This window comes from Cryobacterium sp. Y57 (assembly GCF_002929505.1).
Taxonomy (GTDB): domain Bacteria; phylum Actinomycetota; class Actinomycetes; order Actinomycetales; family Microbacteriaceae; genus Cryobacterium.
Window position 1 is genome coordinate 1 of the sequence record NZ_PJJL01000054.1, and the last position, 19,900, is coordinate 19,900.

Genomic DNA, 19,900 nt, shown 5'->3' on the forward strand with positions numbered 1-19,900 from the left:
TCACTCCTTATGAGAATGCATGAGAAATTCACACACAAGTGCACTCTCGTCCCGGGACCTTGGAGAAACCATGATCATCCAATCCCGACATTGGTGGTTAGAAGTGGCGCCTTGTCTAGCGTCGGATTCAGTAAAGGTTTGTGATCACCAAAGAAGTGGAAAGTCACCGAGAACGATCAAACTCGTCACCTCGAATTCGGCCGATAAATCAATTCTGTAACACGACCAGTCGATATTGACCCGCGACGGCCACAGTGCGTGATCCTCTCCCGGCGTTAGGCGTCACACTTCTGTAAGAAATGATCCCTAGTCTCGCTCCCCGGTGCGGGATAACGTACCGACATCAACCGTATGAAAGGGATCGACAGCATGACTATTTCTCGGCGGCAAGTTTTGTTATTAGGTGGTGTAGGCGCGGTGGGAGCGGGCTTATTGACGCTGCCCCTGCGGAATGCGGAAGCGGGAGCGGCGAGCGCACTTGCTCCAAGCGAATTGCCCCGACCGTATCAAACACCATTCGTTCAGGCGCCCATTTTGCGACCTGATCGATCGGGCATTGACCCGGTCGATGGGGCGCCCACGCAGTATTACACTCTCGCGGCGATGGCGGCCAGTGCCGCTATTCTTCCCCGGCTAAAGACCCCGATTCTTGGGTATAACGGTATTTTCCCTGGCCCTACCATCAGCGTCGAACAGGGAACAAAGGCTGTGGTGCGCATGCGTAACCAGCTGCCCGCCACGCATCCGTACGACGGTCACCCGCTCTACTCGTCCACGCACCTTCACGGATCGGCCTCGCTGCCGCAATATGACGGCTACGCAAACGACATCACGAATCCGGGATTTCGCAAGGACTACGTGTACCCCAACTTTCAACCGGCTCGCACCTTGTGGTACCACGATCATGCGGTGCATCACACCGCGATCAACGTCTACTCGGGCCTAGCCGCGCAGTACCACCTACACGATCCGCTGGAACGAGCGCTCCTTCCCCAGGGAGAATTCGATGTAGCGTTGACCATTAATGACGCTATGTTCGCCGTCGACGGATCGCTCGCTTTCGACGACAACAGCCACTCCGGGCTCTGGGGCGATGTGATTTTGGTAAACGGCAGGCCGTGGCCGGTCATGAAGGTCAAGAAGCGCGTGTACCGGTTCCGCATCGTGAACGCCTGCATTTCCAGGTCGTTGCGTCCGACCCTCAGCACGGGCGATCCCGTCACAGTTGTCGCCACCGACGGCGGGCTGATGCCCGTATCCCAGTCTGTGGCGAGCTGGCGCCACGGCCCGGCCGAGCGCTATGAAATCCTGATCGACTTCCGGAAGTACAAGGCGGGCCAACGGATCGAGCTGCGCAACCTGTCCAACAAAAACAACATCGACTACGAGTTCACGAATTCGATTATGGCTTTCGACGTCGTTCCGGACACGGTCGACACGACCGATCCCACCTGGAACACGATTCCCGTGCAACTTGCCCCTAGTGAAGTGATGGCGCTCAAGCCTTCCGCAACGACGATTCAGCGCCCATTCAAGATAGCCCGCAATAACGGTTTGTGGACCATCAATGGCACGACATGGGAGCCGATCGTTGCCAGCGGATTCCGTGACGTGGCGGCGAATCCAGACCTGAACGCGGTAGAAATTTGGGAATTTCACAACCCAGGCGGCGGCTGGTATCACCCCATGCACATCCACCTGATCGACTTTCAAGTTCTCAGCCGAAACGGGCAGGCCCCGTTCGCATACGAGAAGGGTCCGAAGGACGTCGTGTATGTGGGCGAGAACGAGAAAGTGCAGGTGCTGATGAAGTTCGGGCCACACACCGGGCGGTACATGATTCACTGCCACAACACCGTGCACGAGGATCACGACATGATGGTTCAGTATCGCGTTGGTCCCGAGGACGTGGTCGATACCGTCACGAATAATCCGATAACGGCGGCGCCGGCACAATGGGACACCGGACTAGCCTGACCCAGATGGAAGTGGGGCGTAGTGTGACGGTTGGCCACCGTGGTGCGAGCGCGACGCGCGTTCGCACCACGGTGGCAGTCCTCGTGACGTTGACCTTGCTTTTAGGGTTGCGTTTGTGGGTTGTCGAACCGCTGGTCGTGTCGTCCAACAGCATGGAACCTACAGTTCTTCGCGGAAGCATAATTTTTCTGCTGAAGACCGCGCCGACAGCGGATGCTTTCACCCCCGGGCGGCTCGTGGTCTTCCAAAACCCCAAGGACGGTCACACGACGATCAAGCGAGTGATCGCTGTCGGAGGCCAGCGGNATCACGTCTTCGTTCTCGGCGATAACCGCGCTGTATCCATCGACTCGCGCGAATTCGGCGCTATACCGCTGGAAAATTTTGACGAGTCATTATTGTGGCCCCAAGAGTAGGCAATGGTGCTCGCCGCTTAAGTCGTACTATAAAACCACCGGATGGTAATCGACGTGATCTTGGCGCTCATGGCCTCATCCTAGTGATGTGACTTCAGTCGGTGGGGTAGCGTCGTGCACCTTATGGTTATGGCATGGATATAACTCAGCGGCGGCAGTATCGATCGGCGGCCGGGTTGCTCCTGGTTCAAGGCGTACTTATGGAAGGGGTCGTCTTCATTGGCGCCCTCGTTCTTATCGTTATGAAAATCCCGCAGACATCCATTGTCGAACACGCCGATGTTTTCGCCCTCCCCTACTTGCAGGACAATCTTTATCTCATGATGGTTATGAGTGGAGTCTTTGCGGTTCTGCGTATATTCGGCGCGGTCGGGCTGCTGCGAAACCGACTATGGGGACTGGGGCTTTCTCTGGTCAATTGCATGGTGACGCTAACGCTGATGATCTTTCTGCTTCCCGCTGGTATCTTGGACGGGCTGTTATCGGGTGCCGCGCTTGTACTGTTGCTCTTCGCTCGGCTCGGCCAGAAGCGCGAGATCTATCGACCTGGTATCCCGGCGACGGACCGGGAGATACGGCGAGGGGATGCTGCCTCCGGCGTTTCGCAGCATGTTCGGCTCACGAAGGCCTCATGACTCTGCCATTCTCAAAGGATGGATTGGCCCACAACTGAACCCATTATTTCTGCGCGACTTGTGTTGGAACCGCTGTCGGTGGAGCATGGAAGCCGGTGGGGTTCGTACAGGCAACCGTCGAAGACGACGGGTCGAGTCTGGTGGCTGACATCGCCTGGGTGATTTCACCGAAATGGCAAGAACAAGGGATCGCTTCTGAGGCCGCCCAGGCGATGGTCACCTGGTTGCGATCACACGGAGTCCACCGTTTCACAGCGCACATTCATCCACACCATCGGGCCTCTATGAAGGTGGCACAAAATCAAGCCCTCCATGCAACCCCATCGAAGAGGGATGGTGAAACTCGCTGGAAATCCCAGCAACCGTAGCGTGGCCGCTGGGGGTCCCCGTCGGGGGATGGCCGATTCGCCTTCCAGCTATCGGTAGCGGGCTGGGTGGATGACGGTGGTGCACGACTGATGTTTCAGGGCCTCGGCCGGGCAGTCTCAGCGCACTTCACGTCGTACCACTCGCAGGGCACCCAATATCAGCGGTAATAGCACCCACACCGCAATCGAGACCGTGATGCGTTCGAGGTCATCAGCGGTGGCGCGGCCATCGAGTAGTGGTGTCGTGGTGGTGCCGATGTCGAGCCACCCGGCGATGGCGGCTCCGGCCGTGCTGGAGATGGCAATGAGGCTCCAGGCCATGGAGCTTATGGCGACGATAATGATTGCGGTGGGGGCATTGAGGATCAATGTGCCGAGTGCGACCCCACTGAGCACGAGTATCATGTTGACGACGAACCAGCCTGCAGTGGCCGCCGGATTAATAGTCCAGTCGGCGGCGACGCCCCGAGCAGCAGCGACGGCTCCGGTAATGACGAAGGCGACCGCGACGAGTACGGCGCAGGTCAGCGCAGTCGCGATCACCGGAGGGAAGAGTTTCGCTGCGACGATGCGCACACGTCGGGGTTCGACGGCGAATGTTGTCGAGGCGGTGCCGTGGCTCCATTCGCTTGTAACGGCGAGGATGCCCATGGCCGGAAGGAGAATCGAGAGAACCGCTCCGGAGATCATGATCACGCCTTGCACTGTTGGCTCCATGAACCAGGCAAATCCAGTCATGATGCCTATTGCGAGCACAATCGTCACGACTGTGAGCACCTGCCCGACGAGTGTGTCGAAGAACTTACGGGTCTCAACGTTGATGAGGCGGTGGAACGGGATTGACGAGCTACTGATGCTGATGGCCGACGTTGAAGAGGCTGTTCGGGAGATCATGCGGCGCTCCGATCGGTGGGGGTGGTGAGCTGAAAATAGAGGTACTCGAGGTCGTGCCCGGCAGCGAGTTCGCGGGTGGGGCCCACGGCGAGCACGCGACCGTTGCCGATCATCACGATACGGTCGGCGACCTGCTCGACCTCATGCAGAAGGTGTGAGCTGAGTAGTATCGCGCAGCCGTCATCGGCAAGCGATCGGACAAGTGTGCGCAGCCATGCCATGCCCTGCGGGTCGAGTCCGTTGGCTGGTTCGTCCAGGACGAGCACGCGGGGCTCGCCGAGGAGAGCCTGAGCAATACCGAGACGCTGTCGCATACCGAGCGAGTACCCGCGCACACGGGTCGTACCTTCTCTCCGGGTCAGTCCGACTCGGTCGAGGACCTCGTCGACATGGGAGATGGGCACGCCCATCATCCTTGCCGCGAGTCGGAGCGTTTCCCGGCCGGTCCGGCCCGGATGAACAGCTCCCGCATCGAGCAGACTTCCGACGTGGCGACCCGGATTGTGAAGTTCGGCGTACCGGGAGCCGAGGACTGTCGCGGTGCCAACGGTCGCTCGGGCGTGGCCGAGGAGAATTCGCATCGCCGTCGTCTTGCCAGCTCCGTTAGGGCCGAGAAACCCGGTCACGGAGCCTGGCGGCACAGTGAAGCTGACATCGTCAAGAGCAATGCGGCCGCGGTAACGTTTAGTGATTCTGGTGAATTCGATCATGCATCCAGTTCAGCCCGTCGTTAGCCGCAGCACATCGTGCGAAGGTCGAGAGGGTGATGACCGTATGGCGCGACGGTGACGCCATACTGTGTACTTTCTTCTATGGAGACGTAGACGAAGGTCAATTCTTCATCAGGCGTCGCTCACGTAGGCTCGAAGCATGGACCAGTCAAAGTGGATGCGCGCGGTTCCCTACGCCGGCGCACTCGCCGTCATGGGATTCTTTAGCATCATCCTCGTCTGGATCGCCGTGACCGAACCCGAACGCAGATGGTGGGTGGCCGGTGATCTCGCCGTCGGGATCAGCGGACTGGTTCTCCTCCGAGCCCGACACCGCGCACCCTTCGTCGTCGCGCTCATAACCGCTGCCGCTGCGCTCCTGTCAACCACCGTCATCGGGCCAGCCTTCGTCGCCTACGTCTCCTTGACCAAACACCGCCGTTGGGGCCGCATCGCGCTGGCCGCCCTCCTGCTCTGGATCGCCACCGCCGTTTACTCCAGCGGTGATGGCCTCACCCAGCAGCTGATCCTCGCCGTCTCGACGATGACATTGTCGATCATCGCGCTGACCGTCGCGGGCCTGTACCTGCGCAGCCGCCAAGATCTCGAAACCGAACGCGCCAACCGGCGCGCAGAGGAACAACGTCGCCAAATCGAACAGCTCGAGCAGGCCCGACTGAGCGAACGAGCCCGCATCGCGCGCGAGATGCACGACGTGCTCGCCCATCGCATCTCGCTGCTCTCCCTGCACGCCGGAGCGCTTGCACATCGAACCGATCTCAGCGCCGCAGACGTGCGCAGGGCTGCAACCGTAATTCACGAAAGTGCGCGTCAAGCCCTGACCGAGTTGCGCGCGACCCTCGGCAGCCTTCGTGACACGTCGTCGACCGCGCCACCGCAACCATCGTGGACAGAACTCCCCGCGCTCCTCGACGAAGTTCGTGAGGCCGGCCAGATCGTCGAAGTCAGCGACGAGGTGACCGATGCTGCGCAATTACCCGCGCAGATAGGGCGTCACGCCTACCGCATTGTGCAAGAGGCCCTCACGAACGCACGCAAACACGCACCAGGCGCGCGTGTTGACGTGCTGATGCGCGGGAGACCCGGGCAGGAACTCCATCTGCGCATCAGCAATATGCAAATGTTGGGGCGAGACAATCCGTCTTCCGGTGGCCTCGGACTGATCGGCCTGACCGAACGGGTAAAGATGGTCAGCGGTACCCTGACGAACCGCGTCGCCAATGGGGAGTTCATCCTCGATGCGACACTGCCCTGGGAGATGCCCTCGTGATCCGTTTGGCGATCGTGGACGACGATGCGCTGGTGCGCACAGGGTTACGGCTCATTCTCGGTGGTGAAACTGATATCCAGATCGTCGCTGAAGCAGCCAACGGCGTGGAGGCCGAAAAACTTGCCGGTGACGTCGACGTGATGCTGATGGACATCCGCATGCCGGTACAAGACGGAGTAACGACGACAGAGAAGCTCATGGCGCACCCCACAGCGCCGGCCATCATCGTGCTGACCACTTTCGAAGCGGACGACCTCGTCCTTCGCGCTCTGGGTGCCGGCGCCGCCGGCTTTCTGTTGAAAGACACTTCGCCCGCGCGGCTCATTGCAGCAATCCATGCCGTCGCAGCCGGCGAACCCATGCTGTCGCCAACGATCACACGTCGGTTGATCGCCGCAGCCACCAGCACCGCTGCAACAGCGCTACTGGACTCTGCAGCGTTAGCGTCACTCGCCACGCTCACCGACCGAGAACGCGAAGTCGCTATCCAAATTGCACGCGGGCTGCCGAACGCAGAAATAGCCACTCATCTGTTCATGAGTGTTGCGACCGTAAAAGCAACGATCACGCACATTTTTCAGAAAATCGACGCCACCAACCGGGTACAGCTCGCGATGGTGGTGCGCAACGCGGGGCTGCTCTGATCCCCGACCGGTGCCTGCCATCGTGAGCCAGTGCGCGCATCACGGCCCGTCGTTCTGCTTTTAGGACATTCCTCCGCAGTCGCCGCTGCCGCCCTTCGGCTGGGGAAAACCACGGATGTGGCCGCGATTCGCTACGAATGACCTCCTGATGCAGGATGGATCTGATGAGAAAAAGAACTGACGCGGCGACCCCGGGGGATCGCCGCACCCCTCGCGAACATGCTGCTGCCGCGTTTGCGACATTAGGCCTCCCCGTACGCGTGTCCATCCCGAGCCTCGTGTCCCTCGTCGAGCAGTCACGGAAGACCCACATCTCGATCGCCTCCACGCCGCTGCTGAATGGAACCGAAATTTGCGGGCTCTGGTTGTCGCGCGACACCGACGACCTGATCTTTCACGTCGAAACGGATTCGGAACATCATCGGCAGCAGATTGTCTGCCATGAGTTGGCGCACATGATCTTGCGCCATGACGAGGTCGCCGGCCCGACGTTGCACGGACTGCTCGGAGCGGACAGTCCGCTAATCGCGTTCGGCCGGTCCGATTTTCGCGACGAGTTCGAGCTGGCCGCCGAGGCGCTGGCCGACCTCCTGACCGGCGCCATCCGCACCAGCACCAAGGAGCCCGCAGGCTTCGAGGGAGTTTTCGGATGATGCAACTGATCGTCGCCCTGGCCCTCTGGGGACTCGTAGGTGCGCTGTCCCTCGGTACCCGCCGGCGTACTGATCAGAGCATTCTCTATGCCGCCGTCATGATTGCGGTTTCGCTGACCCTGAACATCGACGCGGTGTACTTCGCAGCAGACGGGCTTCTCGGGGGCCGTAATTACGCGGACCTGCCCGCAAACCTGCTCCTTCTCCTGGGTATTTATTTCCTGTCGCGGGCCATTTTGCGCGCATCGTCGCCCAGCCGCGCGAACGCGTCGGCCAGGCCGTTTCGGATCGGGGCCATCATCACGGCCGGCCTCATGGTGACGACCTTTGTCTTCATCGACGCGCCCACAACCTCGGGAACGTTCATGCAGGACTTCGGCAACCAACCCGCAGCTGCCGCTTACTCCCTGATCCAGTTCATCTATTTGGGCATCGTCATGGCCCTGACTGGAACGATCTGCCTGCGCTTTGCCGCACGGATGAGCACCCCCGCTCGTCGACTCGGGTTCCGCATCGTGGGCGCCGGTTGTGGCGCGTCCGTTCTCACTGTGCTCAGCGTCGTGGGCATGGATCTTGCGCATGTCTTCGGAGCGATGTCGCTGCTTGCCCTGTTTGCGAGTGCCTACGACGTGCTGAACCTGGCGGCTATTTTGCTTCTCTGCTTCGGATTATCTCTCCCGCCGATTCTGGGTGGGGTAAGCACGAGGTTCAACCGGCGAAAACTGCAGGCGGCTCTCCCCGACCTCATGCGCATTTGGGTCGACGTTTCTGCCCAACACCTCGAGTTGGGCGGCGTGGCTGACCCCAACGCGCCAGGTTCGGTGTCACGCGATGTTAACACCGTTGTGCACCGCATGCTCGTCGAGATCCGTGACGCTCTTCTGCTCAACCCGACAGCTCACGACCGACTTGAGGACGGAGATCTCGCGTTGCTTACGGCGGCCGAGACGCGCATCGGTGCGCAGCGGACATCCGTATGAGACTCGCTTATCTGGCCGCCGGCGGTCTGGTCGCCGGAGGGCTGGGGATTGCGAGTCTGATGATTGCAAGTCTGGCCGTCGTCAGACAGATCGTGAGAACGGATGCGCCCGGGCGCGAACGACTCCGCGTTCTCGCAGTCGATGACGTGTCGTCGTCGCCGTACACCGTGACGCTACCGTTGAACGCGGCGACACAGGCGCCGGGCCAGTACGCGATCTGGTTCGACTCCGGCTGCGGCTACGCACAGCTCGGGGCAGTCCTGGCCGTTGATGAGCGTGCTCGCATCGTCACGCGTGAGGTCGTCAGCTCGCGCGGCGCACCGCTTCGAGCAGGCCTCTCGGCGAGGTGGAGCGGGGTCGTACCGTCGCAGGCAGTGGATGTTGGATTGCCGTTCACCGCCGTCACCGTTTCGACCGCACTCGGTGCTGCGCCCGCCTACCGCTTCGATGCCCCGATCGACCGGCCACCCGCCTCGACCTGGGCGATCCACATCCACGGGCAGGGCGCGAGCAGGGCAAGCCCGCTGCGCGGTGTTCCCGTCGCCCATCGGGCCGGCCTCACATCGCTCGTGGTCTCGTACCGGAACGACCACGAGGCCCCGCGTTCGCGCGATAGAAAATCGATGCTGGGCCAGACCGAGTGGCGCGATGTCGACGCGGCCCTCGACTACGCTGTGGCCCACGGCGCCGAACGGATCATTCTCGTTGGCTGGTCAATGGGCGCGATGATCGCTCTGCAGCTCACCCGGTCATCGCAGCATCGGAAGCGAATCATCGGGCTGTGCCTCATCGCCCCGGTCGTGGATTGGCGGTCGACGATTCTCGCCGCCGGCCGCCGAGCGCGCATGCCGGCTCTCGTGACTCGCCTGGCGCTGGGTTCGCTCGGAAGTCCCTTGTGGCGCCGGGCAACCGGACTGCCGGAGTCGATGCGCCTTGTAGATCTCAACTGGATCGACAACGGTGCCGACCTCAACGTCCCAACGCTGGTACTGCACAGTTTCGGCGACCTCTCCGTTCCGATCGCCCTGTCGCGGGCGTTCGCGGATACCCACACAGGCTTGGTCGAGCTCGTCACGCTACCCCCAGCTCCGCACACCCTCGAATGGAACAGAAGCCCCCACCTGTGGGAATCCGCTCTCTCCGATTGGCTCTATCGCGTACAGCTGTCGAGAAGTCTCTGGCCCAGGTCGGAATAAGGCCCGGATCCAACGTTGAGTCTGCAGCTGCCTGTGACGAGACGACCGGACCGTTTTCCTGAGCCTTGACAATTGCCGCGAACATGATTGGCTCGTATTACGTGATTTTCTCCGGAACACTAGCCCCGTGAAAGGAGGTGGCTCGTGAGCCACCCCGCCGTTATCAACCCCGCCACCGGCGAGACCATCAAGACGTATCCACAAATTTCGGGTGATGAACTCGAGCAGGTCATCACATCGGCAGATAAGGCCCACGTCGGCTGGTCACGGTCGTCCTCGACCGCCGAGCGGGCCGCCCTCCTACGCCGGGTCGGTGATTTGCATGAGGAGCGTCGCGACGAGCTGGCGGCCATGATCGTGCGCGAGATGGGAAAGCCTGTCGATCAAGCGCTCGGTGAGGTCGACTACGCAGCCGACATCTACCGGTATTACGCCGAGAACGCGCAGGAATTTCTGAAGGACGAACCAATCACCCTGCGCGGCGGCGAGGGTTCCGCCTTCATGCGCTCCACATCGCTCGGTGTACTGATCGGTGTCATGCCGTGGAATTTTCCGTACTACCAGGTGGCGCGCTTCGCCGCCCCGAACCTCATGACCGGCAACACGATCATCCTCAAGCATGCGTCGCAGTGCCCGGAGTCGGCCGCGGCGATTGAGCAAATCTTTCACGACGCAGGCTTTCCGGCTGGCGCCTATACCAATGTGTACGCGGACAGCGAGCAGGTCGCCACGATCATCGCCGACCCGCGGATACAGGGCGTCTCCCTCACCGGTTCGGAGGGCGCCGGCGCGGCCGTTGCCGAGGTCGCCGGTCGTCACCTCAAGAAGGTCGTGCTGGAACTGGGCGGATCAGACCCGTTCATTTTGCTGAGCACCGACGATATGGCTGCCGCAGTGGATGCCGCCGTTGCCGGTCGCCTCCGCAATGGCGGGCAGGCCTGCGACGCCGCCAAGCGATTCATTGTGATCGATGAACTTTACGATGAGTTCACGGAGAAGTTCACCGCCGCAATTCTGGCGTGCTCTCCCAGCGACCCGACCGTCCCCGGGGCAGACTACGGACCCATCTCGTCCCTCGCCGCGGCCGAGCATCTCGAGGAGCAGGTCGAACGCGCAGTCGCGCAGGGAGCGACCCTGGCGACCACGGGCAAACGGTCGACCACCTTCTACCCCTCGGCCGTGCTCACCGACGTCACGCCAGACAACGACACGTACCATGAGGAGTTTTTCGGCCCCGTGGCATTCGTCTACCGGGCGGCCTCCGAGGATGACGCCGTCACCATAGCGAACGACACTCCCTTCGGGCTGGGCTCCTACCTGTTCACGACCGATCCCGAGCAGGCACTGCGAGTTGCCGACCGCATCGAAGCCGGCATGGTCTTCGTCAACCTCGTCGACGCCGGCAGCGCAGAGCTACCGTTCGGCGGTGTGAAAAGAAGCGGCTTCGGGCGCGAACTCGGACGCTACGGTGCCAGCGAATTCGTCAACAAGAAGCTCATCCGCATCGGCTGAGCATCGCCGAACTCGGCGGCCGATGTGGCGATTGCCGTGTGGCCGCCGACCTAGGGGCGACAGCGACACCAGACCGCAGGCAGATCCGTCACGAGCCCGCCACAGCGGGCCGTCGGGGGCGTGGTGGCTAAACCGCGGCCGCACGTTCCCGTGCGCGCAGGTCCTTGCGTAGGATCTTGCCGGAGGCCGACTTCGGAATCAGCTCGATGAACTCCACCGCACGCACCTTCTTGTGTGGGGCGACCCGATCGCTGACAAAGGCCATGACCTCCTCGGCCGTGACCGCAGACTCAGCCACGGTGACGACGAAGGCCTTCGGTATCTCCTGGCCGTCGGCATCCGCTGCACCGATCACGGCCGCATCCGCGATCTGCGGGTGGGTGAGCAGCAACGCCTCGAGTTCGGCCGGCGCTATCTGGTAGCCCTTGTACTTGATCAGTTCCTTGCTGCGGTCGACGATGGTCACCTCGCCGAACGCGTTCACCGTGGCAATGTCGCCGGTGTGCAGAAACCCGTCGGCGTCGATGGTCTCGCGGGTGGCCTGCTCGTTATTGAGATAGCCGAGCATCACGTTCGGGCCGCGTACCAGCAGTTCACCCCGTTCGCTGACCCCGCTCGTGGGAGCGTCGATCTCTGCCCCGGTCTCAGTCGAGACGAGCTTGCAGTCCATGTTCGGCACCGTCACACCCACCGAGGCGCGCGACAGGTGCGGAGCATCGATCGGAATCAGGTGACTCACCGGGCTCACCTCCGTCATGCCGTAGCCCTGCAGAATGCGACAGTCCAGCCGGGCGGCGACGGCCGCGGCCAGGGCACCGTCGAGCGGCGCGGCCCCGGAGAGAATGGTGTGCACGCTTGATAGGTCATATTTTTCGACCAGCGGATGCTTCGCCACGGCCACCGCGATGGGCGGCGCGATAAAGACGTAGCTGCAGCGATGGTCCTGGATCATGCGCAGAAATTCGACGAAGTCGAACTTGGCCATGGTGACGAGGGAGGCCCGCTGTTTGAAGGCGAGATTGAGCAGAACCGTCATTCCATAGATGTGGTAGAACGGCAGCAGCGCGAGCACCTTGTCCTCCGGAACGACGCCGATCAGGTCGCGCGCCTGCTGCACGTTCGCGATGAGGTTGCGGTGGCTGAGCCTGACGCCCTTGGGCGCTGCGGTCGTGCCAGAGGAGTAGGGCAGAACGGCCACGTGCGTGGCCGGGTCGATGGTCACGGCCGGCGCGGGGGCATCCGTTGCCAGCAGATCAGCGAGCGACAGATGCCCTGCCTCGCCATCGATGACCACGATGCGCTCGTCTGGAATGCCCGACGCGTGCGCCGCCGCCTTGGCGCCCGGTAACAGCGGCGAGACAGTGATCAGCCAGGTGGCGACGGAGTCGTGGAGCTGGCGATGGATGTCGTCGGGGGTGTAGAGCGAGTTGATGGTGGTGACGGTGGCGCCCGCGCGCAGGATGCCGTGGAAGACGGCCGTGAATTGCGGCGTGTTCGGGCAGAGCAGGCCCACTACCGTGCCGGGGCCGACGCCGTCAGCGGCAAGAGCCCCAGCCACCCGGGTGATCTGGTCGACCAGAGCACGATAGCTGAGCTCCGCTCCGCCGACACCGTCGATGACGGCGGTGCGATCGAGTTCGGCCTCGCTCAAATCGTCGAACAGGTACTCGAAAATGCTGACATCGGGAATCTCAACGGGAGCGTAGGGGCTCGTGAACACAGGGATCTCCTTCGATCGGATGTGGCTTGCCCACGGTACCGCCCCGTGCTGGGGCGAAACTGTGCATATGACCACAGTCACGCGCGTTCACTTGCCGCTGCCCGTTCACCTGCTGGTCACCCGGCGCACCATCGTTGTTGGCACGACCTCCTTAACGTGACTAGACGTAATGGCTTCGATTTAGGAAGGTTTCACGTGGCAATCCGCAGCGCCTTTTCCCGCACCTCTACTCGGACCGGCACGACGGTGCTCGCGGCCGGTGCCGCCGCTCTGCTCCTGTTCAGCCTCACCTCCTGCTCAGCGGACACCGCCGACGCAGCCGGCAACGACGCAGCCGGCGCACGCTACGCCGTCGATGAGAACACCCTTGTCTTCGGAGTGGTTCCGGACTCCGTCGATACGCAGACCAACTACCAGCCGCTGATGGACTACATCGAGCAGGAGACCGGAAAGAACGTGGAGTATCACGAGTCCACCGACTATGCCGCGCTGATCGAGGCGGCGATCGCCGGCAAGATCGACGTAGCCTCGTTCTCCGGCTTCACCTACATCACCGCCACCAACAACGGTGCGGCCATCACCCCGATCTCCTCGATCGTGACGACCGAGGGTGAGGCGCCCGGGTACTACTCCCAGGCTATCGTGCCCGTTGAGAGCAACATTTCATCACTCGAGGAATTCGCCGGCAAGAAGGTCTGCTTCGTCGACCCGTCCTCGACCAGCGGTTACCTGTTTCCCTCCTATAACCTGCTCGAAGCTGGCGTCGACCCGGTGTCCGACGTGACCCCGGTGTTCGCGGGCAAGCACGACGTCAGCGTGCAGAAGGTGGGCGAAGAAAAGGAATGCGACGTCGGCTTCGCCGAAGACAGCGAGGTCGCCAAAAGTGACAGGGTGAAGGTCATCGCTGAGACCCTGGTTCCCGGTGCGCCCATTGTTGTCTCTGACACCCTCCCCGCCGAGCTGAAGACCCAACTCACCGAGGTGCTCGGTGAGGTCACCATCGACGACATCATCGCCTCGGGCGTGACGAGCGCCGATACGCAAGCCTTCCGCGACACGTTCTTTGCCACCGAGCCGGTGGATGACCAGTATTACGACACCATTCGCGACATTTGCGTGAAGACGTCGGCCTCGCAGTGCCAGGGCTGACCCAGCCTCCACAAGCGATCACCGGTCCCGCCGTCGCGGCGGGACCGGTGATCGCTGTGCGCGATATCACCAAGACCTTCGGCGAGACAACAGCCCTCCATGACGTGTCGCTCACGATCGCTCGCGGTGAAATCGTGGTTTTGCTCGGACTGTCGGGCTCGGGAAAGTCGACCCTGTTGCGACACCTCGATGGTCTGGACCGGCCGGATACCGGCACAGTGACCGTGCTGGATGCTCCGGTATCGCGGCTGCACGGACGGCCGCTGCGCGCGCTCCGCGGTCAGGTCGGCTTTGTCTTTCAGCAGTTCGAGCTGGTGGGGCCACTCACTGTACTCGAAAACGTGCTGGCCGGAGCGCTATTCCAGATGCGCGGCCCGCGACTCGGCCTTTGGGGCTACCGCCGCGAGCTCAAGCTGGCCGCGCTCGGTCACCTCGACCGCGTCGGCCTGCTCACCCACGCCTATCAGCGCGCGGACACCCTCTCCGGCGGGCAGCAACAGCGGGTCGGTATCGCCCGGGCGCTCATGCAGAATCCACGTATTCTGCTCGCCGACGAACCGGTGGCCTCCCTCGACCCGGAATCAAGTGCCCAGGTCATGGCACTCATTCGGGAGATCGCCATCGACAGTGGCCTCACCGTGGTGTGCAGCCTGCATCAGGTCGACCTTGCGCTGTCCTGGGGCGATCGCATCGTCGGTCTCCGCCGTGGCGAAGTCGTGCTCGACACCGCCACCCAAGGACTGTCCAAGCAGAACATGATGGAGATCTACGGCCGGGTCACTACGTCGACCGCCGAGCTCGGCGCGATCGACACCGAACTGGGAACCGCGCCCGATGAGCCCGATGAGCAGGGTGAGCCCGATGAGCAGGGCGAACTCGACCTGCAGACTTTCAGCTCGGCGCGGGATAACCGCCGGTGACGCTCACGCTCGAACGCCCACAGCCCGGTCAAGCCGATGCCGTCGCATTGACCCCGCGCCGCTCGCAGCGCCGAGCCCGCCCGGAAAAAGTCGCGGCCGGACTGACCCTGGGTGTGCTCGTGACAGCATCCGTTGTGTCCTTGATCAGCGTGGATATCTCGTTGCCGCACATAATAGCGAGCTGGTCGAACGCCACCCGGTTCTTTGATCGGGTCGGGGTCATCAGCTTTCCCGCGCCGGGCGAATTGCTCTACCTGACCGCTCTCACCGTGGGCCTCGTGCTGCTCGGCACCCTGTTTGCCGCAGTCTTCTCCGTGCCGCTGGCCTGGCTCGCGGCCGCCAACACGTCGCCCGGGCGCGGATGGATGGTGTTCGCCCGTTTTTTGGGCGTAGCGATTCGGGCGGTGCCCGACGTGGTGCTGGCGATGGTCTTTGTGCTCATGTTCTCCCTGGGGACTCTGCCAGGAATCCTCGCCATCGGCATCCATTCGATCGGAATGATCAGCAAGATGTTCGCCGACGCGATCGAGCAGATCGATGACGGGCCCCGGTTGGCCATTCGCGCTGCGGGCGCAACCCGGCTGCAGGAATTCTTCTCGGGTGTGCTGCCGCAGGTGCTGCCGTCCTGGGTCGCCACGGTGCTGCACCGCAACGACATCAACCTGCGCGGCTCGGTCATTCTCGGATACGTGGGCGTGGCCGGGCTCGGCCTCGAGATGTCCTACGCCTTCAAATCGCTCAACTATTCGCTCGGGCTCGGTATCGCCGTGGTGATCTTCGCGCTGTGCGTGGTCATGGAGATCGTGTCCAGCGCCGTGCGCACCGTCATGCTCGGCTTCGCGCCCACTCGCCACGGGATCGGAGACCGGCTACTGCGTCGTATCGGCGTCATCGGTGTGAGCGCAGATGCCTCGCGCCGTCCCTGGGCCTACGCCCGGATACGTAACGCGGTGTGGGGTGCGCTCGCCGCGCTGATCGTCATCGGTAGCATCTGGATCTGTGACATCAAATGGGGTGACATCCTCACCTTCTGGTCCTACCTGCCCGAAACCGCAGCCAAGTTCTGGCCGCCGAGCTTTGGCTCTTATGACGCCCCGGTCATGCTGGCGGCTATGGGGGAAACCATCGCCATCGCGCTCGCGGCGACGATTCTCACGCTGCTGGCCTCGATCATGATCGGCTCCCTCGCGGCCCGCAACGTGGCGCCGAACCCGCGCGTCCGGGCCGGCTTTCGGCTCGTGCTCGTGACAATTCGCGGCATTCCCGAGATCATCCTGGCCATCGTGCTCATCGTCGTGACCGGCCTCGGTACCCAGGCCGGCACCATCGCGCTGGCCATCGGCGGTATCGGCCTGCTCGGCAAGCTGCTCGCCGACTCGCTTGAAGAAGTGCGGCCCGGCCCGGAGCAGGCGCTCAAGGCCGCCGGTGCCACCGGGCTGCAGGTCTACGCCGGTGCTACGGCGCCCCAGGGCATGAAGGCGCTGATCGGGCACAGTTTCTACATGCTGGACACCAATATTCGCGCGGCCACCATACTCGGCCTGGTCGGCGGCGGCGGGGTCGGCTACTACCTCCTGAATGCCGGGCAGGGGTCGCGGTACGACCTGGTCACCACGATCGTGCTGATGATTTTCGTGACGGTGGTCATGGTCGAAGGGCTGGCAGTGTGGATGCGGCGGGTGTTCCGATGACCCACTTCGACGTGGTCGTCGTCGGCAGCGGAATCGTCGGCCTCGGGCACGCGCTCGCCGCCATCGACCGAGGCCTGTCCGTGGTCGTCGTGGACCGAGCGGGAGCCATCGGCGGGGCATCCGTTCGAAATTTCGGACACCTGTGTTTCACCCCGCAGAGCGGCCTGGCCCGCGAATTCGCGCTGCGATCGCGCCCGCTGTGGCTGAAACTGGCAGCGGATGCCGGTGTCTGGCTGCGCGAGTCTGGCACGGTCGTCCTTGCCCGGCAGGATGACGAACTGGCCGTTCTGAACGAGCTGGCGCTCCAGCGGGGAACCGAGTCGCTCTTTGGTATTGGTCAACCCGACGTGGTGATGCTGAGCGCTGCCGAGGTCAGTGCTCGTGTGCCGCTCGCCCCCGGCACGGCACGGGGCGGGGCGATGCTTGCGTGGGATCTTCAGGTCAATCCGCGCCAGGCCGGAGGCGGTCTCGCTGCGTACCTGGCCAGTCGCGGCGTCGAATTTCGCTACCGAACCGCAGTGACGGCCGTGCGTGCCGGTCGGGTCACCACGACCCGGGAGTCGATCGATACCGGAACGGTCATCGTGGCAGTCAACCATGACATCGACCAGCTGTACCCGGAGGTCGCGGAGCGCGACGGCATCGTGCGCTGTGGCCTGGACATGCTGCGCGTCGACGCAGGCCTGCGCGCCCCCCTGCCCGCGCCGGTGCTGACCGGCTGGTCGCTTCTGCGCTACGGGGCCTTCTCTAGTCTGCCGGCCGCTGCTGTACTGGGCGACCGGTTGCGGCGAGAGTACCCGGCGCTGGCCGAACGTGATCTCAACCAGATGTATACCCAGTTGCCCGACGGCTCGCTGATTGTGGGGGACACCCATTATCGCGGGGCGTCCGTTTCTCCATTCCAGGATGAGCATGCGTTCGAGCAACTGCTGCAACTCACGCGTGAACTATTCGGCGTGACGCGCCCGCGCGTGCTGGAACGGTGGCAAGGCGTCTACGCCTCCGGGCGCGCCGACTTTCTCATCGACCAGCCCGAACCCGGCGTTTATCTCGTCGCGGCAACCACCGGGATCGGTATGACGACCGGACTCGGTCTCGCTGAGCACGTCATTGCCACCGTGTGCGATTCACCCATCTCCCTCACCCTGAAAGGCACCCCATGAGCACCGCACCTCTTTCCCTTGATCGTGATCTTGAGCTGGACGATTTGGACACCGAAGACGTTGACGTCGAGCTCGTCGTCTTCGACATGGCCGGCACCACCGTGACCGACGACGGACTGGTCGAGCGGGCGTTCATGCTCGCCGCCGAGCGCAGCGGATTGGCGGACACCGCCGATGAGCTCGCGGAAGCTGTCGAGTTCGTGCGCGAGACCATGGGGCAATCCAAACTCGATGTCTTTCGCGAACTGACCGACTCCGAAGAAGCGGCCGTCGCCGCGACGGCCGAGTTCGAAACCGCTTATGGTGAACTCGTCGAACAGGTCGGGGTGACGGCGATCGCGGGTGCGGCCGACCTGTTCCAGGAACTGCGCGACGCCGGCGTGAAGGTGGCGCTGGTGACCGGATTCTCCCGAGCGACGCAGGACACCCTCATCGACTCACTCGGTTGGAACGACCTCATCGACGTGAGCCTCTGCCCGGCCGAAGCCGGCCGTGGCCGCCCCTATCCCGATCTGCCGCTGACCGCGCTGCTGCGCACCGGGGCGTCGAGCGTTGCTGCCATGGTTGTCGTCGGCGACACCGCGAGCGACATGCTCTCCGGCCAGAGCGCCGGCGCCGGCCTGATCGTGGGAGTCCTGACCGGCACGCACGACACCGCCACCCTCGAAGACGCCGGGGCCGATGTCGTCATCGCGAGCGTCGCCGACCTCGCCGAACTGCTCGGCCTGCGTGAGGAGACGATCGAGTCGTCATGCCCGAACACGATCCGGTCGCTGACCACATGACGCTGCCCGCCCTCACCCTCGGACTCGGTCGTGAGGTGGTATTGCCGCGCGCCGCGGAGGCTATGGTCTGGTCGGGCGTGGGCCAGCCCCTCGCGTGCGTGGCGGTACCCGGCGTGCTCCTGCGGCCCGGTGATGTGCTGGTCGAAGTGGAATTGGCCACGGTCTGCGGCTCAGACGTGCACACAGTGCTCGGTCACCGTTCGGCCGCGAAACCGCTCGTGCTCGGGCACGAGCAGATCGGCCGGATCGTCGCCGTCACCGAACGGTCATATGCCGCAAACGGAATGCCGCTCCGAGTCGGGCAGCGCGTGGTCTGGTCGGTCGCCGTGAGCTGCGGAACGTGCCCGCGCTGTCGCCGTGGAGTGCCCCAGAAATGCCTCGAGCTGGTCAAATACGGCCACGAACGGATGCAGCGGGGCTGGGAACTGAGCGGAGGTTTCGCCAGCCATGTGCAGGTGCGCGGCGGAACGGCGGTCGTCGTCGTCGACGAGCAGGTTCCCGCCACGGTTCTGGCGCCGGCTTCCTGCGCGACCGCCACGGTTGTCGCGGCGCTGGGGGCGGCATCCGCTCTCGTGCCGCTGGCCGGGGCTACCGTGTTGGTGACCGGCGGGGGAATGCTCGGGGTCACGGCCTGCGCGATGGCGACGGATGCCGGGGCGCTCGTACTCGTCAGCGACCCCGATCCGGTTCGCCGACAGCTCGCGCTCGCGTTCGGGGCGGCGGCGGTCGCGGACCCTGGGGCACCGCGGGAATCGCCGACCGGGGTAGCGAGCGTGCTCGCCGCGCTCCAGGATGCGGGGGCTGCCGAGCCGACGATCGCGCTCGAACTGAGTGGCGCCCGACTGGCCGTGCAGACGGTGATAGACCTGATCGGTATCGGCGGCGTGGTCGTGCTGGTCGGCAGTGTCTCACCGGGGGAGCCGGTGCTGCTCGACCCGGAGTCGATCGTGCGCCGCCTGATCACCGTGCGCGGCGTGCACAATTACACGCCGGACGACCTGCAGCAAGCCGTGACGTATCTGCGCGGAGCGTGGCATCGACATCCGTTCTCGGCGCTGGTCGGAACGACGTTTCCCCTCGAGAAAGCGGATGCCGCGCTCACGCTGGCCGCCACCGCACGCCACCCCCGTGTCGGCATCACCCCGCAGCAGCCAGCGACACTCGGCTGACCGGCCCCGTGCGTCTGGTGCGGGGGA

19 protein-coding genes are annotated in these 19,900 nt (G+C 63.4%); 16 read left to right on the forward strand and 3 right to left on the reverse strand.

Translation table 11 applies throughout. The annotated features are described in order from the left end of the window. Positions 1 to 534 precede the first annotated feature (534 nt). The 4 genes from CXY72_RS03840 (at position 535) to CXY72_RS20535 (ending at position 3,396) form a co-directional block, all read left to right on the forward strand. A complete protein-coding gene (locus CXY72_RS03840; protein ID WP_233197640.1) occupies positions 535 to 1,977 on the forward strand; it encodes a multicopper oxidase family protein in 1,443 nt (480 codons plus the stop codon). A gap of 5 nt (positions 1,978 to 1,982) precedes the next feature. After that, on the forward strand, positions 1,983 to 2,393 hold the full coding sequence (gene lepB, locus CXY72_RS03845) for a signal peptidase I (RefSeq protein ID WP_104126384.1): 411 nt from the start codon (positions 1,983 to 1,985) through the stop codon (positions 2,391 to 2,393). A gap of 134 nt (positions 2,394 to 2,527) precedes the next feature. Next, entirely contained in the window at positions 2,528 to 3,028 is a 501-nt protein-coding gene (locus tag CXY72_RS03850; protein WP_233197641.1) for a hypothetical protein, read from the forward strand. A gap of 95 nt (positions 3,029 to 3,123) precedes the next feature. Continuing rightward, entirely contained in the window at positions 3,124 to 3,396 is a 273-nt protein-coding gene (locus tag CXY72_RS20535; RefSeq protein WP_104126385.1) for a GNAT family N-acetyltransferase, read from the forward strand. 117 nt (positions 3,397 to 3,513) lie between these two features. Here the strand turns inward: CXY72_RS20535 and CXY72_RS03860 are convergent, their stop codons facing one another. Further along, positions 3,514 to 4,290, reverse strand: coding sequence for a hypothetical protein (locus CXY72_RS03860; protein WP_104126386.1), 777 nt, complete (start codon positions 4,288 to 4,290; stop codon positions 3,514 to 3,516). After that, entirely contained in the window at positions 4,287 to 5,000 is a 714-nt protein-coding gene (locus tag CXY72_RS03865; RefSeq protein WP_104126387.1) for an ATP-binding cassette domain-containing protein, read from the reverse strand. The genes CXY72_RS03860 and CXY72_RS03865 overlap by 4 nt, the downstream gene beginning before the upstream one ends. Positions 5,001 to 5,160: 160 nt before the next feature. On the opposite strand from CXY72_RS03865, the gene CXY72_RS03870 reads away from it, so the two are divergent. From CXY72_RS03870 to CXY72_RS03895, 6 genes are all read left to right on the forward strand, one after another. Next, positions 5,161 to 6,291, forward strand: coding sequence for a sensor histidine kinase (locus CXY72_RS03870; RefSeq protein WP_104126388.1), 1,131 nt, complete (start codon positions 5,161 to 5,163; stop codon positions 6,289 to 6,291). After that, complete coding sequence (locus CXY72_RS03875) at positions 6,288 to 6,935, forward strand: response regulator transcription factor (protein WP_104126389.1); 648 nt, start codon at positions 6,288 to 6,290, stop codon at positions 6,933 to 6,935. Before CXY72_RS03870 ends, CXY72_RS03875 begins: the two co-directional genes overlap by 4 nt. A gap of 164 nt (positions 6,936 to 7,099) precedes the next feature. Next, positions 7,100 to 7,588: a hypothetical protein gene (locus CXY72_RS03880; RefSeq protein ID WP_146071044.1), complete on the forward strand. Its 489-nt coding sequence runs from the start codon at positions 7,100 to 7,102 to the stop codon at positions 7,586 to 7,588. Next, positions 7,585 to 8,568, forward strand: coding sequence for a hypothetical protein (locus CXY72_RS03885; RefSeq protein ID WP_104126391.1), 984 nt, complete (start codon positions 7,585 to 7,587; stop codon positions 8,566 to 8,568). The genes CXY72_RS03880 and CXY72_RS03885 overlap by 4 nt, the downstream gene beginning before the upstream one ends. Then, positions 8,565 to 9,764, forward strand: coding sequence for a S9 family peptidase (locus tag CXY72_RS03890; RefSeq protein ID WP_104126392.1), 1,200 nt, complete (start codon positions 8,565 to 8,567; stop codon positions 9,762 to 9,764). The genes CXY72_RS03885 and CXY72_RS03890 overlap by 4 nt, the downstream gene beginning before the upstream one ends. 144 nt (positions 9,765 to 9,908) lie before the next feature. Beyond that, positions 9,909 to 11,276 (forward strand): NAD-dependent succinate-semialdehyde dehydrogenase, encoded by a 1,368-nt coding sequence (locus CXY72_RS03895; protein ID WP_104126393.1) that lies wholly within the window; start codon positions 9,909 to 9,911, stop codon positions 11,274 to 11,276. 127 nt (positions 11,277 to 11,403) lie between these two features. Here CXY72_RS03895 and CXY72_RS03900 read toward each other — a convergent pair whose 3' ends face one another. Beyond that, on the reverse strand, positions 11,404 to 12,996 hold the full coding sequence (locus CXY72_RS03900; RefSeq protein ID WP_104126394.1) for an AMP-binding protein: 1,593 nt from the start codon (positions 12,994 to 12,996) through the stop codon (positions 11,404 to 11,406). Positions 12,997 to 13,191: 195 nt separating this feature from the next. On the opposite strand from CXY72_RS03900, the gene CXY72_RS03905 reads away from it, so the two are divergent. The 6 genes from CXY72_RS03905 to CXY72_RS03930 are packed head-to-tail and all read left to right on the forward strand — an operon-like array spanning position 13,192 to position 19,873. Beyond that, the gene (locus CXY72_RS03905; RefSeq protein ID WP_233197642.1) at positions 13,192 to 14,145 is read left to right on the forward strand and encodes a phosphate/phosphite/phosphonate ABC transporter substrate-binding protein; all 954 of its coding nucleotides are present in this window, start codon (positions 13,192 to 13,194) and stop codon (positions 14,143 to 14,145) included. A gap of 17 nt (positions 14,146 to 14,162) precedes the next feature. Further along, positions 14,163 to 15,065 (forward strand): phosphonate ABC transporter ATP-binding protein, encoded by a 903-nt coding sequence (gene phnC / locus CXY72_RS03910; protein WP_104126432.1) that lies wholly within the window; start codon positions 14,163 to 14,165, stop codon positions 15,063 to 15,065. Beyond that, positions 15,062 to 16,756 carry an ABC transporter permease gene (locus CXY72_RS03915; RefSeq protein WP_104126395.1) on the forward strand — a complete coding sequence of 565 codons (1,695 nt, stop codon included), beginning with the start codon at positions 15,062 to 15,064 and terminating at the stop codon, positions 16,754 to 16,756. The genes phnC and CXY72_RS03915 overlap by 4 nt, the downstream gene beginning before the upstream one ends. After that, on the forward strand, positions 16,753 to 17,919 hold the full coding sequence (locus tag CXY72_RS03920; RefSeq protein ID WP_104126433.1) for a TIGR03364 family FAD-dependent oxidoreductase: 1,167 nt from the start codon (positions 16,753 to 16,755) through the stop codon (positions 17,917 to 17,919). Before CXY72_RS03915 ends, CXY72_RS03920 begins: the two co-directional genes overlap by 4 nt. Continuing rightward, positions 17,916 to 18,704 (forward strand): phosphonatase-like hydrolase, encoded by a 789-nt coding sequence (locus tag CXY72_RS03925; RefSeq protein ID WP_104126396.1) that lies wholly within the window; start codon positions 17,916 to 17,918, stop codon positions 18,702 to 18,704. The genes CXY72_RS03920 and CXY72_RS03925 overlap by 4 nt, the downstream gene beginning before the upstream one ends. Next, the gene (locus CXY72_RS03930) at positions 18,671 to 19,873 is read left to right on the forward strand and encodes an alcohol dehydrogenase catalytic domain-containing protein (RefSeq protein ID WP_233197644.1); all 1,203 of its coding nucleotides are present in this window, start codon (positions 18,671 to 18,673) and stop codon (positions 19,871 to 19,873) included. The genes CXY72_RS03925 and CXY72_RS03930 overlap by 34 nt, the downstream gene beginning before the upstream one ends. The last annotated feature ends 27 nt before the right edge of the window (positions 19,874 to 19,900 follow it).

Coding starts and splice junctions, on each gene's coding strand:
- CXY72_RS03925 (WP_104126396.1), top strand. CDS start 17,916: ATGAGCACCGCACCTCTTTCCCTTGATCGTGATCTTGAGCTGGACGAT.
- CXY72_RS03880 (WP_146071044.1), top strand. CDS start 7,100: ATGAGAAAAAGAACTGACGCGGCGACCCCGGGGGATCGCCGCACCCCT.
- CXY72_RS03870 (WP_104126388.1), top strand. CDS start 5,161: ATGGACCAGTCAAAGTGGATGCGCGCGGTTCCCTACGCCGGCGCACTC.
- CXY72_RS03860 (WP_104126386.1), bottom strand. CDS start 4,290: ATGATCTCCCGAACAGCCTCTTCAACGTCGGCCATCAGCATCAGTAGC.
- CXY72_RS03890 (WP_104126392.1), top strand. CDS start 8,565: ATGAGACTCGCTTATCTGGCCGCCGGCGGTCTGGTCGCCGGAGGGCTG.
- CXY72_RS03850 (WP_233197641.1), top strand. CDS start 2,528: ATGGATATAACTCAGCGGCGGCAGTATCGATCGGCGGCCGGGTTGCTC.
- CXY72_RS03885 (WP_104126391.1), top strand. CDS start 7,585: ATGATGCAACTGATCGTCGCCCTGGCCCTCTGGGGACTCGTAGGTGCG.
- CXY72_RS03930 (WP_233197644.1), top strand. CDS start 18,671: ATGCCCGAACACGATCCGGTCGCTGACCACATGACGCTGCCCGCCCTC.
- CXY72_RS03920 (WP_104126433.1), top strand. CDS start 16,753: ATGACCCACTTCGACGTGGTCGTCGTCGGCAGCGGAATCGTCGGCCTC.
- CXY72_RS03865 (WP_104126387.1), bottom strand. CDS start 5,000: ATGATCGAATTCACCAGAATCACTAAACGTTACCGCGGCCGCATTGCT.